Below are 15,073 nucleotides of genomic sequence, written 5' to 3'. Positions count from 1 at the left end.
GAGTTGAACTATGTCAGGTGAAGCGGTCAGCCTTTTGGCGTCGTGCCCAACACCCTTGAAAGACGGATTTTTTCGGCGAGCTTGCCGCCACGTTCGGCATAGGCCCGATCACGCTGTTGACGGGCGAGATAGGGTGACAGGCCTCCGCTCATCATCCCGGATCCCATCGCCGACAACCTGGAACCTGTCCAGCGCGCTGCAGGGCCGGTGATCTGGCGCGTGACCGCGCGGATGGGTTGCGGAGAGATCGCGGCAAGATGGAACTGACCGGTCAGATGGCTGGCAGCCGAAGGGATGGCTCTCAAGGCGAAGATGCCAACGAAGACCACGACGAAGAACCCGAGGATGGATCCAAGCGTGGTCTCGCCGGAAAAGGCACCCCGAGCCTGCTCTTCTCCGACCTTCACCACGCTGGCGATGACCGCCGCCGCCGCAATCGGGTACATCAGGTAGCCAACAAACGATTCCAGCCAGGCTTCAAAGAGATTGCGGGTCTTGTCGAAGATCGTGGCGATCATCGCCAGCGGTGCGACCCCGAGCAGGAAGGCAATCATGATCTTGGCAAAGCCGACGACCAGGACATAGGCGGCCATCAGAGCGCCGAGAAAGACATAGGCGATCCCGCCGATCACCCCCCGTTGAATCGAGCCGCGTGACCGCGACACCTCATCGACCGTATCCCCCATTTTCTTGGCGAATTGGTCCATGGCGGCATTGGGATCGGGGTTGCTGGCACTTGAGGCGTTAAAGAAGCCCATTGCGAGGTTGCCCGAACTGTCCGAGAGGGCGTGATAGAGCACGCCGAAATTCGCCCAGCTCAGCCCGAAAGTATAGACGAGGATGACCCGCCAGAAGAGTTGCTTGGCATCGCGCAGTGAGAGATCGGAGGCCCCAATGGCGATGTTGATCCCGAGCGTGATGACGAAGATTGTCATCATGATCGTGACGATCGGGCCGAGCGCCGTGGCCGTTGTCTCGAAATAGCGCGCCCCGGCCTCGGCAATCGAGGCATCGATGCTGTCGAGAATATCCGTGACGAGGCCCATCAGATCCGTCCCCCGCAGAGATCTTCGATCTGCCAGCGCATGGTGTGGGCCTCGTCGTAATAGTTTTGGGTCACAAGGTCTTCCAGCTTCGTGACCCCGGCCGTCTCCATCATCCGCTTCTCAAAAGCCATGAGGGTCGAGACCGGCAGCACCTTTCCGGTGCAGGTGCAATCCTTGGTCGCGAGCACGTTCGTTGCCGTGAGGTAGGAATGCAGATCGCGACGGCGGGCAAAGGTCGCGTTGCCCGGTTTTCCGAGATACGCGATCAGTTCCGGCGGTTTTTCGCACGACGCGTAAGGGACGTTTTGCGCATTCTCCAGCGGTTCGACCGCCGGGGTGTCTTCCGCACCGAGATTGAGATCGAGAAACCGATCTTCCTCCGCTTGCTCGACCTCGGTGAGCGGCTGCATCGCCACGAACTCATCGACCTCGGCCGGGGCAGGATTGTCCGGCAGCGCCAGGAAGACGGCGGTTGTGGCCACGGCCCCCAGAACGGCGCCAATCCCGCCATAAACCAGCTTGTCCATCCCTCAATCCTCCATCCTGATCTGCAGGAACTTCTCTTCGTCAGCTGCCGTCGCGGCATCCATGACACCAGCCTCGCCCATGCCCACGGTCTGCACCGCCTCCATCGCCCAGAGATTGGCCAGCGCAATGCCGAGTTCGGTCGTGACCCGCGTATTGAGGTCGATGGCCTGCTTGAGGTTTTCCGTAGCCTCGATCTTGCCCACCAGCCCGTCGATCCGGATCAGGCTTTCCTTGGCCTGTGCCGACGAGCTTTCGGCCGCCGCCGACAGGAAGGCGTTGACATTTGCCGAGGTGCCGATCCGCGCGGTCGCGGCCGTCTCGCTCTGCGCAAGCCCCTCGACCTGGTCCCGGTCCATGCCGGCCGAGGCAAAGGTCCGGTCGACATGCGCCGCGACCGAACCACCGCCGAGCGTCCCTCCGGCCAGCGCCTGCGCCCAATTGCCCGATTTGGCTGCATCGAGCGATTTGGTGAGATCGGCAAATTGCGGCAGGATATCCTGCAGGAAGCTATCCGGATCAAAGCCGAGATCGGCCAGCGACAACCCGTCCTTCAGCGCAGCAAGCTGGCTTTGCAGAAGCTGGATCTGTTCCAGCATCTTCAACACCTGGTCGTCCAGCTTGAGGTTCGCGGCGATCTGCTCTTTCAGCTGCAGCTTGGCCTCGGCCAGCTGATCGGTCAGCTTGGCGAGGCTGGACACATCGATGGTCGGAACCCCCTGCGCCATGGCCTGGGGCGCGATCATCAGTGCGAGGGCGGCAGCTGCGAGATAGGTCTTCATCCTCAATCCTCCAGGGAAACGCGCAAAAACTCTTCGTCTTCAGCATAGGCTTGCAGAAGCAGCGCGTAGCGCGCGGTGTCGATCTTCTGCCTGACCGCCTTGAGACGGGCCTTGATGATCGCCATCCGCGTCACTTCGGCGCGCGCATAGCTGTTCAGATCCAGGGCCTCCTTGGCCGAGCCCGTCGCCTCGATCTGTGTCACCACCTGGCGCAACCGCACGGCGGCCGCCTGCATCCCGTCCATGCTCCAGCTGGCATAATGCAGCCCGGCATCCGACAGGTTCGAGGCCTCGGCAATCGCCATGTCCTTCGGATCGAGCGTGCCCACGGCATCGGCGGCACCGCCCATGCGCGCGGCATAGCGGCTGTAATAGCCGCTGATCTTGCGCACATAGTCCTGGGTCTCGCGGTAGGGCGGGATGCCATTGTATTTCTGGACCGCGCCCGGGCCCGCATTATAGGCCGCCAGCGCCAGCTCCATCGAGCCGAACTTGCCCAGCTGTTCCAACAGATACCTGGCGCCGCCATCCAGTTGCAGGCGTGGATCGTCGTAATAGGCCGGGTAGATGCCCAGATATTCTGCCGTGCCCGGAATGATCTGGGTCAGCCCGAACGCCGCCTTCGGGCTCTTCGCCCCGATGGAGAAATTGCTTTCCTGCTTCACCAGCGCTTGGAACCAGCAGCGGAACTCGACCGCATTGATGCCGGCACGGCTAAGTGCCGGATGCCCGCCAAACCTGATCGCGGTTTCGGCAATCATCTGCTCGATGCTCACCGGGGCATCGCCCATGATCCGATCGACATAAGGATTGTCGTCATCGATCGGATAGACAGCCGCGGCGGCAGAGAGATCGCCCGATCCGTCCCCGGCTTCCAGCCCCGGTATAAAGGCGCTGGTGCCGGTCAGAAGCTTCAGCGTCTCGTCCAGCGCCGCAAGCTGTTCGTCCTGATAGTGAGCGATCTCGGCCCGTGTGGCGTTTTCTGCGGCCTCGGCCGCCGTCTTTTGCCGTTCGGCATCGACGGTCATCACCTCAATGGCAACCTTCTTGCCATCGACGGTCGGCACACCCTGCGACCAGAGCGCGCCGGGCAAGATACCAAGCGCGAGGGCGGTTCCGAGAAGGCGGGCTGGCTGCGGCTTCATCGCCAGCCTCACGGCGCCGAAGCGCAGTCGCGCGGGACAAAGGCCATGCTGTTCCAGCAATTGGCCTTCTTGATCGGGGTTTCGCCGCAGGCGGCAAGCGCCGGCAGAAGGGCCAACAGAAAAAGTGACTTGCGCATCATCATGTCCTCCAGAAATTCGGTTTGGTTTCAAAATCGGGGCCAAAGGCCTGCCGTCCGGCTTCACCGCCGCCGAGTGCGGTCAGAAGCGGTCCGAGTGCCGAGAGATCGACATCAAGCAGGGTCTGGCCGTTATGGCCGCGCAGCAGCGCCTGGCGCGGACCATTCCGGCCGGCCAGCAGGAAATCGAGCTCGTTATCCGTCAGCGCGAACCCCTCGTAATCGGATGGCTGGGCACGGCGGTTCGGAAACAGGATCTGTGTCGGCAGCCCTTCGAGGATCGAGCGTGATTTGCTGTTCCGGATCTGCGAGGGGAACTGCGTCAGCAGGACCACGACCACGTTCATCTTGCGGACCGTGACCAGCCATTTCGGCAGCCACCGCGCAAAGAACGCGTCGTCAAAGACCGTCGAGGCCTCGTCGATCACCAGCAGCATCGGCTGGCGCGCCTCGAACAGCAGCTCCAGACGGCGGAAGATATAGGACAGCAGTGCCGAACGCTCCGTCGGCATGTTCAGGATCTCCGTCAGGTCGATGCCGAGGACATCGAGCCCGTCGAAATCCACCACGGGCTTGTCAGCCAGGCCGAAGACCCAGTTATAGCGGCCCTCCGGTCCCCATTCCGCGATCCGGGTTGCCAGGGCGCGATCATCGCGCGCATCGCCGATCAGCGTGGCAAAATGCTCGAAGGTTCTGAGCGCCGGGGCGGCCTGTCCGTTCTGCCGGACAGCATGTTTGAGGCTGTCGGCCTGGTGCGGGGTCAGGATGTCATGGCCGCGCTCTACCAGCGTGGCCAGCCAGTCCATCAGCCAGGCTTCGCCGCGCGGCCCGGCCTCGGTTGCGAGCGGATTGAGCCCGGTGGGCTCGCCCGCCTTGATCTCGGCATAGCGACCGCCCAGGGCGGCAACCGCCATCCGCAGACCCTGATCCTTGTCGAAGAACACCATGCGCGCGCCGGTGCGCCGCGCCTGAGCCGCAAGGAAGGCCAGTGTCGCGGTCTTGCCGCTGTTCGAGGGGCCGAGGATGAGCGTGTGACCGATGGTCGGCTCCGCTTTCGGATCGCCGGCCTCATGAAAGGAAAAGCGATGCGCTGCCCCCGTCACGCTCTGGAAGACGGTGATCGGGGTTTTCCACGGCAGCCGATCGGCAGGCGTACCGCTGTCGGTCATATGCAGACTGCACAGGTCCGCGAAAGTGATCGAACTGACGATGGTTTCCCAGGCCTGGTAATCCTGGTTCCCCGGATGATTGGCAAAGAACGTGGCCTCCATGGTCGAGGCCAGCCGCGTCAGCCTGATCCTGGCCTGTTCGGCGACGCCGCGCACCTGCGATACCCGCGCCTCCAGCGCCTCCGGGCTGTCGGCAAAGACCGTGATGGTGAACTGGTGTTCACCAAAGCCGAGCCGCCCGCTTTCCACATCGTCATAGGTGTCCTGCAACTGGCCCTGGATCGAACCCGCAGCATCATCTGCCGCGCGCATCTGGTCGATGCGCCGCTTGGCGAGATCGGAGATCTTCTGGCGCGCAATCGGGGTGTAGGAATGGGTGATCAGCGTATCCATGCCGGTATCGAGCGCGTCGAGCATGCCCGGTTCGGTCATGGTCGGGTAATTCCTGATCGCCAGGACAGCCGCAAAACGCGGTCGGTCCAGGCCCTCATCGAGCGCGATCACGTTCCCCTTGAAGCGCAGGCCGACCGTGCTGACATCCTCGGCGATGAGAGTGATGTCGCCGCGATATTCCGGGCGCAGGACGCCGGAATTGATCGAGCTGTAAAACCCCAGAAGCGAGCCATCGCTGACTTTCAGGCGACGGGTGCCGACCGGCAGGCTGGTTTCCAGGATGGACACGAGCTCGCGCAGTTCGGCATGGCGCTCACTGGTATCGCCGTCGAAGATCTGTTTCGCCTTGCGGCTGAAGAAGGGCAGTTTGAGCGGCGCTTGCAGGTTGCGCACCACCGTCAGCACCACCACGAAATCGCGCAGCGCGGCCTCGGCCAAATGCTCAGTCCAGCGCGCATCCAGGTCGGCGGCGAAGCTGTCGCCATAGATCGGCACCAGCCCGAGCGCGGCCGGCTTCATCATCCGGTGGATGTAGAAGCTGAACCGTTCGTCGAGACCGTCGAGGACCCCTGCAAAGCCCCGGCGCAGGTCCTCGAGATCCCGGTCAGCCGCGGTGAAGCCATCCTTGCCGCTGATCTCCAGCGACATCATCAGGGCGTTTTCACGGGTGCGGACCGTGACATCGTCGATCTCCAGCACATAGGGCATATGCGGGTAGAGCTGCGGCACCTTCGGCCTGACGGCCTCGGCCCGCGCCGCGCGCTTGCGATCCTGCTTGGCATCAAACATAGCGACGGCCCTCTTTCCTGTTCTTGCGGGAGAGCGAGGGCGGGGTCCGGCGCAGGACCACCGCCAGGGCCTTGTGGCCGTTGGGGTTCATCGCGACCGCGATCCGCGCCGCGACATACCAGAGCGGCCCCGTCAGCACCCAGGGGATGAACTGGGTCCAGAAGAAGGGCAGGGCGGTCAGAGCGCCGACGCCGAGCATGTAGGGCATCGGCAACCCGGCCAGCCGGGCCTGCCGCGACAATCCGATGACGACGACGCTCGGTTCCATCAGCTCAGCGCCGATTTCATCTGCGTGACCAGGGTGGAACCGCCAAAGACGAAGAAACCGCCGACGAAGATCATCACCACCCACCACCAGCTGATCCGGTTCATCGCGGCCATGAAGCCGCAGATGATGAAGGCGCCGGTGAAGATGGCGATGGCGATATTGCCCTTGAGCCAGGTGATGAACCCCGTCCCCACCTTGTCGACCTTGGAAAAATCAACCGAGCCTTTGGCCTGGGCCAGCACCTCGCTTGCGTGGAGGGTGACCAGAGCCACCGCCAGAACGGCAACCGCAGCCTGAACATGATACCGTTTCATCTGTCTTTCTCCTGAGTTGACGCCTGCGCCATGAGGCGATCACGCTCCGCCATGATGCGGAGGACGTAGTTCCGGGTTTCTCGATAGGGGGGAACGCCACCATGCTTCCGGACCGCGCCCGGCCCGGCGTTATAGGCGGCGAGCGCCAGGGTCGGGCTGCCGAAGCGCTGCATCTGCGTCAGCAGATACCGCGCTCCGCCATCGAGGTTCTGCATGGGATCGTGGGGATCGACGCCGAGGATCCTCGCCGTGCCCGGCATCAGCTGCGCCAGCCCGATCGCGCCTTTCGGGCTGAGGGCGCGGGCATTGAAGCGCGACTCCTGCCAGACCAGCGCCTCGAAGGTCGCAATCCATTGGCTGCGGGACAGTCCCGCAGCCTTGATCGCTGGATGGTTTTGATACCGGAGCGCGGTCTGCCTGACACTCAGCCGCGCACCCGCATACCGATCGGCGGGCGTGCTGCCCATGATGACCTGTTCGCCGCCAAGCGCGGCCAGCTCGTCGCGCAGGGCCATTTGCCCGGCGACCGCTTCCTGGCTATTCGCCGGCTTGTGCGCCTCGCGGCGGCGGCCCTGGGCGTCAAAGCGCTGGACCGCATGAGGGCCGGGTTTGATCTGGGTGCCGTCAGCGCCGAAGCGGATCACGTCGGCCAGGCTGAACGAGCTGGCCAAGAGCAGGAAGGTCAGCGTTGCCGCCGAGCCCATAGATTTTCCGTGGCGATTTAGTCGCGCCAGCGTGTGAAAAATGCCGCCAGCGGACAAAGGGTGCTGGCGGTTAGTCGCTTTTGACCTTCGCTTCTGACCAATCCGAGAGTTTGACTTTCTGCCGTTCTCGATCTCCTGCCACAGACGGGATGATCGGAGATCGCACGCAATATTGTTTGCAGAAGCTATAGATCCCGTTGACCGTCTTGAAGAGGCGCATGTCATCGGCAGTCCCGCCGCGCCTCGCTTTGAGCAGCGGGATTTCTTGCTTTCCGTCAGGCGAGACGAGGACCACAACCCACTCCCCATACCAGTAGGAGTTGCGCAGGTAGGCCTCGGAGCGGCACAGCACATCGAAGTGCCAGCCATCGCGCAGGTAATCCATGAATTCTTCTGCCTGATCCAGAACAAAGTAGGGTGACTTCATAAAGGCAGGCGTTGACACGGTCCGTCTCCATTGACGGTCGCTTAGCCTGCGGTTGTTGATGACCCAGGCATACGACATTATAATATCGGCATCAACCTTGCAATTTTATCCAAACGTGAAAAGTTTGGTACAGCATTGCAATGTTGACCATCCTCACACTGATGGACAGAACATCATTAGTCCGTTTCCTCAAACGGGCCAACAGCTTGCCACTGTAATTTTGACAATGAGGCGAGCTGGGCGGTGGATGAGGATCAATCACGTCGAATTGCCTGCCTGCCCAACATCAGAGTACTCGCCTATCCTCTCAGGCCGCCTCGTCAACGTGGGATATGTCGGCCATGTTGCCCGAACGACCAGGCGGCCTGTCCAAGGTATCACATGGGACTATCCGACGCCGTTCAAGAAACCCATCAAACGTGAGCCGGCAATCAGGCTATAGGGCGGAAGCGCCAGCGAGTAATGACCACAGTTCAATCTCAAGGTGTCCGGCGTGACCCCGGAACCATTCAGCCGTCCGATGAACCTCTCCGACAGCTCCGGGAGCACCACCTTGTCGCGCTTGGCCAGCACTACCTGAAGATCGAGTTCGCGCCTCGCGAGCCGGCACGAGTAATTCTCCAGGTTAAGTGGACCCCAGGCCCTATTAAGATCGAGCAATCCAATTTCCGGCTCCAAGCTAGCGCGTATCAAGCGTGTGGCCCGTCCCGTCCAGACCATATCCGCCAGACTTCCTGCCGTCAGAAACAGGGAGGCCTTCGCCACATTCGTGTCGTGAGCAGCAACCAGGCCGGCTACCCAAGATCCCAAGCTCATGCCGAGCACAGAAACCTCTGCATAGCCCTGGCTCTTCAGACAGCGAATGAGTTTTCGTCCATCCCACACGGCCTGCCTGACGGATTGTATCGTTCGACCGAGGTTGGGGCTGAGCATATAGTCAGCGTGTGCAGCGTCAGGACGGCTGCGCTCGAAATGATATGGCAGAGCAATCTCGACAACTGTGATGCCGCGTCGCGACAAAAAGCGGGCAAGCAGCCGGTGCCGCGAGCTTGCATTCCAATGGTGAAAGACGACGAGCGCCTGATCGAAAGACCCGCTCGCAGTCAATTTTGCCCAGACAACATTGTTTTCGTTAATCTCTGTCGAGAGGCCAGACGGAAACCTGATCCATCCTCCCTCGTTTTGATGGTTCGTATTGCACTCGCTCGGATCAAAAAAGTGGGGATCAGCCACAGCCCGGTCAGCGCACTCACAGAACTCGGTGATAGTCTCAACATTCTTCGCCCCTGGAAACGCTAGCTGCGCATCGAGGTCAAAAGACGTCACCGTTTTCCCTAGTTCACCACGTCGGGCGCGCTGTTCATCCCACCGATCCAGGCAACTATGATACACCCTGACTGCCCCCCAGGTCGATCGATCGCCTTCGTCCAAAGCTCGGATCAAAAAGCCCGTATATCGCCAAGAGAGCACCCAAGCCCAAAACGATCGAGAAACCGGGAAGCACACCGATTAACAGGTAGCCGGCACCGAGGAATGCCAATCCCCCCATCATTGGGCCAAGGGCTACCGAAAGCCAACGGGCCGACCCCAAACGGACTGATGCATAGAGAAATACAACACCAGATGACAGAGCAACGAGGAGGCTGCTGTAATGGGTTGGCATGCTATAATCTGACCCGCCCCGCGTCTCACCGCGCCCATATACCGTTGAAGACATGTCTTCAATCAACCAAATAATTATGTTCTTATCGCTAGACGTTAGATAAGCGCTTTGCAGTTTCATGCAAATAGCGATAAGGACGCCGAGCATTGTGCATCGGAATATACCGCGCATCACCTGTAGACCAGCTTCATGCACCACTCTTATATTCTCAATATTTAAAATGCGCATGATGGCCTCGCCAATTTCCCAGAAGTCGTGTGCCAGGGTATAAAGTAATATCAGTCCAGCGAAGAAGAGATAGAAGCAAATGCACATATACAGGTAGGCTAATCCTGTAAATATTATTTCTCCCATGACCGAAATTTCATCTGGTCGGTAGATGGCTAACGATCCCCAGTCTGGTGCGTATTCTTTCACTCCGCTCAGCAGCGGAATTAGCCGTACGCCAACCCATTGAAAAACGCCGGCGAAAACAATGCACACAATTAAAACGATCCAGTAAGTATGGGAAGAAGCGTTTACTTTTCGAGGCCATGAAATAATACTTAAATCTTTTCCGAGAGTATCGATAAGCTGGGGCCTGGCATCATTTTTCCAATAGTTAAGCAAGTCACTCACGAATGCAAAGAACAGTGGCATAAAGATCATAAATAATAGCGTCCAGTTTGGTGCCCACAGAAATCCGACTTGCTTAATGACCTCGCTGTCGCTAGCGTAATATATGTTGTGAATGTTCAATAGGTACGACAAAAACCCAAGAACTACGGCACCTGCAAACACTGATGAGGGGAAGTCAAGTGGCGAGCCGCGGCTGAATATTTCTTCTGATCTGGTCGCCAAGCTAAGCCACCGCCGTTGTTCGGAGGCGCCACTATCCAAAACAGGTGTGGGGAAGGTTTCTGCCTCGTGATCGACTGGCGCTGTATTCACTGTGTCGTGGCCCCCGGTTGACTCGTTGCCCCTTCCGTTTCTGCGCTTCTGTCGTCTCTGCGCTGTCAGCCGAGATTGCGCCGCCATGAGCTCTATCTGCCATTCACTGGTAGCCACCGGATCGTCGCATCCCATCACTCTGGCCAGCCAGCGAATGTTGGCAGGACTAATTCCCCGTTCATTCTCCTGGAACCAAAGCTGCACAGTTCTGAGATCTACCCCGACCCGGTTTGCGTCTATCTCCGAAATCGCCTCTGCAAGCAGTTCAGGCGTCCAAGGACCGGCGGGAAACCCGTCCTTCGTAACAGGCCGTCCAGCGCCAGCTGCCGCTGCGCGCTTGAACAACTCCTTGAAGTCACTTCCATCGTTGGGTGGAGCGAGATAATATTTACCGTGTATTATCAATCATTTACACGCTTGTTTTTCGTTGCGTTTCGTCTCTCTTCATATCCTATCGTGACCTCACCCTCAATGGTGGTGTTCTCTTGCGCTGCGCAATCAATGCGCGAGCGCGCGCCATGCTGCACATATCAGTTCTCACGGAGTAGAATCATGCAAATGCCCACGATGAGCCGTTTGGCCAACCGCTTCCTTGGTGAAGTTCGCGAAAGGGATGGTATCGGCCTCCTGTATGAAACGGCTTCAGGTGGGAGAGGTATCGTTTGGCTGATGCGCCCGTCCGATCCAGAAGGGTCGACAGCATCCCGCCAGACAATTTTAGGGCGGTACTTCGAGGAAAGAGGCGCATTTTCTTGCACCACACGCTGATATGGCGCTATACGATCTTGTAAGAACGTTACTGAACTTGTAAGGTGGTGGATATGAGCTTTGCTAAACCCATAATACCGGTGGCGTTCTCCTTGGCGATCGCTCCAGCTAGCACTGTAAGCGCTCACCCGATCGACTGCGCTATCCTGCTATGCCTATCTGGCGGATGGCCGGCATCCGCGGAATGCACGGCCGCGCGGGCGGAGTTCATCCGCCGCATCACACCCTGGCCGATCGAACCGCCACTTCAGATCTGGCGGTGCCCGATGAACGCATCGTTTCACGCCGAAACGCCTGGAGAGCGCATCTGGTCCATCAGCGCAACGGTGCTGCCGGCTCAGACCTATACGCCGCAGGCTGCGGTTATGCGTGACATGGCCCTCCAGCTTGCCGGTGGACGCCGGGCCAATGTCGATATCTCCGGTCCGACCTATGATTTCGTGCGATCCATCAAGGTCTATGACATTGACTGGTATGCTTGGGCCGGGGAGACAAGCAATGGGGAACGTGAGGTCTGCCACAGGCCGAAAGCACGCAAGCGCTTGGGCAGCTATGGCGTTCAGGGCGATTTTGACTGGGCCGTGATGGACATCACAGCGGCGCCGGAATGGCTGAACATGAACCTCTATCCCGACGGGCCATGCGAGGCTGCCGGTCGGTTCCGCGGGGTTGGCGTCGAGTGGACGGATTATTTCGGGCAGCACGGCTTTGAGCTGGTGCGCTACTAGATATTGCGAGGGAAGCGCGCCGTCATCCAGGTTTTTGCCATTGCTACCTGAAGACGCAGCCTGTCGCGACAAGAACCAATCAGAATTCATCGAGTGAGGACAGTCAGACCCCGAAAAAAGCAAACCCCCGCGCGGGGAACCCGGCGGGGGGGATCATGCAAACAGGTCGCCAAACCTGAATAGCCACAACAGTTAGGCTCATTTGTAATCCCCCTCGACAAGCAGATCAAGCAAAAACGCGCCAGCGCGAACGAAGAAAATTTGCCCGGATTTCCTGCGCCTGACCATTACAGGAGCAGTGACATGACAATGAGCCATGCGGCACACGCCGCCCCACAACCCACCCGGCCAGTGCTGCCGGACGGGATCACATTCAACCACCTGGTCGAGCTGATCGAGCGGCACGCAAGGCGGGCCTTCGGTCTTGGCCTGGCCCGACGCGATGCGCTCTTGCGCATGATGCGCGCCACCTCGGTCAGTGACTGGACCGATCCTGACCGCGATCCGGTCTGCTGGCGCGCACAGCAGGATCTTGCGGCCGAGCTTGGCATCACCGACAGGGCCTTGCGGGGGCACGAGCGACAGCTGCAAGCGCGTGGTCTCATCGAGATCGACACGGCGGCCGATGGCCACCGCTCAGGCGTCGAGCTTGCCGGCGGCCGTCGCCTCGGCATCAATTTCGCGCCGCTCATCCGCCACGTCCAGGATCTGATCATCATCGACGCTGCGCGGCAGGCTGAACAGAGACGCTCTCAGGCCCTGCGGCTCGAATGCTCCGCCGCCAAGCGCGATGTGCGCCTTGCCATTGAGCATCTGATCGAGATCGATCCGAAGCATCCGGCTCTTCCAGAGGCCCTGCGGGCCTTCGGCAGCTGGCCGCGTCGCTACGCCACCTTCCGGACGATCGACAGCCTCGAAGCCCATCTTCGGGAGATCACAGACACCCTCGATGCCCTGCGGGATATCCTCTCATGTCGAGCAGAATCTTCCGGCGTGCCGGAATCTAGGATTCCGGCGATACTAAATACAAACCTAAAGAATCTTGAATCTTGTAGCGGTTCCTCCGCCAAGGATATGCGGGCGGCCCGCAAGCGGGCCGACGACGATTTTTCAGCGCCAATGCCTGACGGCACCGGCGATTGCAGAGAACAAGATGATCGTCGTCCGGGCGATGGTCGCAAGCCCGAACTGACAGAAACCTTCACCCCCGACGAGCTCTACCGCATGGCCAGTGACGACATGCGGCTCTATCTCGATATGGCCTGCCCACCCGGCCATGCGCTGGATGACCGTCATTTTGTGAAGGCTGCGATCTTGATCCTGCCCGATCTCGGGATCAGACCCTCAGCCTGGGAGGATGCAGCCAAGTTGATGGGGAACCTGGCCGCGGCGCTGACGGTCCTGGTGATCGATGCCAACCAATATCGCGCTGTCCAGCCCGTGCGAAAACCCGGTGCAATGCTCTGTGCGATGACGCGGATCGCCGAACGAGGCGGATTGAACCTTCACGGCAGCCTGATCCGGCTCAAGCAGTGGAAAATATTCAATAAATAGTGAAAATAAGGGAATGGGTATGCCTGTTTCGCGCTGCCGCCGAAGACCCAGATAGAGGTGAGGAGAAGATTCAGATGAGCAGAGCAATTCTGGCGCTGATGGCGGCCCTTGCGCTCGTCCCGACCGCCGCCCAAGCACAATCTGCCGGATCGAACCGCGTCTGCCTGCCGCCGGTGGAACCTTATGTCCCATCAAGTGATGACGAGTTTAGGGCCTATGCTGATATGGTGTCAGACGATTTTAACCGATATTTCAGGGAGATAACGGATTACTTCATCTGCATGGACGAAACGCGCCAAGCCGTGTTCGAACGAGCGAGGGATGTCTCAAAGGCGCACCAGGCATTCTGGCAGCGGTCCGACGAGCTGGGCGTTACCGAACGCGCAGCAACAAACCGACCTGATGCCGTATCACATCCTTGAAATGGTTTGTTCACCCAGGGATGTCGGCTTGGGTTATACTCATATTGTTCGCCGGAGATGAGCCATGTGGAACATGACCAAGATGCAAGCCCAGGCACTGGATGCTGCCCTCATGGAAGAGGCGGCCGAAAAGCAGCGTTCAGAACGGCAACGTGCATAAGAGAAGGAGCAGGCCAAGGCTAAGGCCGATGATGAGGCAAAACAAACTGAAATAGCGCTGGCGATCGCTGCCTGGGAAGAGGCGGGTCTCCTTTGGCTAAAAGAAGGGGAAGCCGTCTTAGGGCCTGGCTTCGATTTTCAATCGGAGCTGCGGCGACTCGCTCGCATCTATGCTGAGTCTCGTCGGCTGCCCTATGAAGACCTGAATGATCTGGGGGTGAATGTCTATGCCGGCATCCGCGCCGTCTTCCTTCACGGTTTCGTCGCGCTTGTTCTCTCTGTCCTGGCACTTGCCACTGGTGTACCTGTCTGGTTCTGCGGCATCGCCAGCGCCTCATACCTGATCTGGCGATTTCGAGCACGACGGGCGTGGCTGATCGAGCAAAGAGCGGCAGCCCATGCTTTCAGGTCCGAGGTTTTCGCACCTAGAAGCTAATACACGCCGCCAGGCATACTGGTCCTCGCAAAGCCCACATCGAGGGCGCTGCGCCGAGGGCCACGGCAGGCTGACAGCGAGATGACACGGATCGAGCGTCAGCCTGTGGGCAACCCCCTGCCCGGATGTCAGCCCCTAAAGAAGATCCCGGCGCGGCCCGCGCTGTCGCGCGGCCCAGGATGATCTGTGGCCGGGCCCGGCGCTCGACCGGGCCAGCCCGGCTCACCCCTGCCCCGACGACTTTTCCTGTTTGTCTTGTCCGCCACGCATCCCTGCGTCTGCCGGTCAATGGCCGAGCGCCGCGCGTGCCGCGCAGCGTCGTCCAGGCGGGCCGTGTCCTCGCCTGCGGCTGCGGGCCGCACCACCCCGCCTTCCCGAGCCATGACAGTCAGCCCCAGGGCCGCGGGCAGGGCTGCGCCCTTCCCGCTCTGCTTTCCGAAAGGCATGGGCCTTTCAGAAAACAGAAGCGGGAAGGCCCGCCCATCGGCGGAAAGGGGCAAAGACCCCGCCGCCCGTCGCAGGAAAGGACACTACAATGCTGTGCCGTTTTGACAGGCTGTCGCGGGCCGATGGCCGCTGGCTCAAACTCTGGGCCGCATTCGACGCCAGCGGTTCCTATGTCGGAACCTTCACGCTCGATGAACTGCGGTCGAAAGCCGAGGAAGACGGCGCATGGATCACGGCACACAGCTATCTCTGCGCCGGTCAGCGGCT

General features: G+C 60.1%; 15 protein-coding genes. 3 read left to right on the top strand and 12 right to left on the bottom strand.

Going from position 1 to position 15,073, the window contains the following annotated elements; genetic code table 11:
• Positions 1–26: 26 nt before the first annotated feature.
• From Q1A36_RS16105 to Q1A36_RS16050, 12 genes are all read right to left on the bottom strand, one after another.
• Positions 27–1,046: a type IV secretion system protein gene (locus Q1A36_RS16105; protein ID WP_299846324.1), complete on the bottom strand. Its 1,020-nt coding sequence runs from the start codon at positions 1,044–1,046 to the stop codon at positions 27–29.
• A complete protein-coding gene (locus Q1A36_RS16100; RefSeq protein ID WP_299846322.1) occupies positions 1,046–1,573 on the bottom strand; it encodes a hypothetical protein in 528 nt (175 codons plus the stop codon). Before Q1A36_RS16100 ends, Q1A36_RS16105 begins: the two co-directional genes overlap by 1 nt.
• 3 nt (positions 1,574–1,576) lie before the next feature.
• Entirely contained in the window at positions 1,577–2,353 is a 777-nt protein-coding gene (locus Q1A36_RS16095; RefSeq protein WP_299846320.1) for a type IV secretion system protein, read from the bottom strand.
• A gap of 2 nt (positions 2,354–2,355) precedes the next feature.
• Positions 2,356–3,498 (bottom strand): lytic transglycosylase domain-containing protein, encoded by a 1,143-nt coding sequence (locus Q1A36_RS16090; protein ID WP_299846318.1) that lies wholly within the window; start codon positions 3,496–3,498, stop codon positions 2,356–2,358.
• A gap of 8 nt (positions 3,499–3,506) precedes the next feature.
• Positions 3,507–3,635 carry a hypothetical protein gene (locus Q1A36_RS16085; RefSeq protein ID WP_299846316.1) on the bottom strand — a complete coding sequence of 43 codons (129 nt, stop codon included), beginning with the start codon at positions 3,633–3,635 and terminating at the stop codon, positions 3,507–3,509.
• 2 nt (positions 3,636–3,637) lie between these two features.
• Complete coding sequence (locus tag Q1A36_RS16080; protein WP_299846315.1) at positions 3,638–5,986, bottom strand: type IV secretion system protein B4; 2,349 nt, start codon at positions 5,984–5,986, stop codon at positions 3,638–3,640.
• Entirely contained in the window at positions 5,979–6,254 is a 276-nt protein-coding gene (locus Q1A36_RS16075; RefSeq protein WP_299846312.1) for a VirB3 family type IV secretion system protein, read from the bottom strand. Before Q1A36_RS16075 ends, Q1A36_RS16080 begins: the two co-directional genes overlap by 8 nt.
• The gene (locus tag Q1A36_RS16070) at positions 6,254–6,568 is read right to left on the bottom strand and encodes a TrbC/VirB2 family protein (protein WP_299846310.1); all 315 of its coding nucleotides are present in this window, start codon (positions 6,566–6,568) and stop codon (positions 6,254–6,256) included. Before Q1A36_RS16070 ends, Q1A36_RS16075 begins: the two co-directional genes overlap by 1 nt.
• Complete coding sequence (locus Q1A36_RS16065; protein WP_299846308.1) at positions 6,565–7,272, bottom strand: lytic transglycosylase domain-containing protein; 708 nt, start codon at positions 7,270–7,272, stop codon at positions 6,565–6,567. Before Q1A36_RS16065 ends, Q1A36_RS16070 begins: the two co-directional genes overlap by 4 nt.
• Positions 7,273–7,342: 70 nt before the next feature.
• Positions 7,343–7,717, bottom strand: a complete 375-nt coding sequence (locus Q1A36_RS16060) for a hypothetical protein (protein WP_299846306.1) — start codon at positions 7,715–7,717, stop codon at positions 7,343–7,345.
• A gap of 369 nt (positions 7,718–8,086) precedes the next feature.
• Positions 8,087–9,025 (bottom strand): dienelactone hydrolase-related enzyme, encoded by a 939-nt coding sequence (locus Q1A36_RS16055; protein ID WP_299846305.1) that lies wholly within the window; start codon positions 9,023–9,025, stop codon positions 8,087–8,089.
• A 55-nt stretch (positions 9,026–9,080) separates the two neighbouring features.
• Positions 9,081–10,637 carry a hypothetical protein gene (locus Q1A36_RS16050; RefSeq protein ID WP_299846303.1) on the bottom strand — a complete coding sequence of 519 codons (1,557 nt, stop codon included), beginning with the start codon at positions 10,635–10,637 and terminating at the stop codon, positions 9,081–9,083.
• A 476-nt stretch (positions 10,638–11,113) separates the two neighbouring features.
• Between Q1A36_RS16050 and Q1A36_RS16045 the strand changes: the two genes are divergently transcribed.
• From Q1A36_RS16045 to Q1A36_RS16035, 3 genes are all read left to right on the top strand, one after another.
• Positions 11,114–11,788 (top strand): hypothetical protein, encoded by a 675-nt coding sequence (locus Q1A36_RS16045; RefSeq protein ID WP_299846301.1) that lies wholly within the window; start codon positions 11,114–11,116, stop codon positions 11,786–11,788.
• A gap of 303 nt (positions 11,789–12,091) precedes the next feature.
• Positions 12,092–13,342, top strand: coding sequence for a replication initiation protein RepC (repC, locus tag Q1A36_RS16040; protein WP_299846299.1), 1,251 nt, complete (start codon positions 12,092–12,094; stop codon positions 13,340–13,342).
• Between the two features lie 74 nt (positions 13,343–13,416).
• Complete coding sequence (locus tag Q1A36_RS16035; RefSeq protein ID WP_299846297.1) at positions 13,417–13,764, top strand: hypothetical protein; 348 nt, start codon at positions 13,417–13,419, stop codon at positions 13,762–13,764.
• The last annotated feature ends 1,309 nt before the right edge of the window (positions 13,765–15,073 follow it).

It is taken from the genome of uncultured Paracoccus sp. (assembly GCF_947487305.1).
Taxonomy (GTDB): domain Bacteria; phylum Pseudomonadota; class Alphaproteobacteria; order Rhodobacterales; family Rhodobacteraceae; genus Paracoccus.
This window is presented reverse-complemented; position numbering and strand designations above follow the sequence as displayed.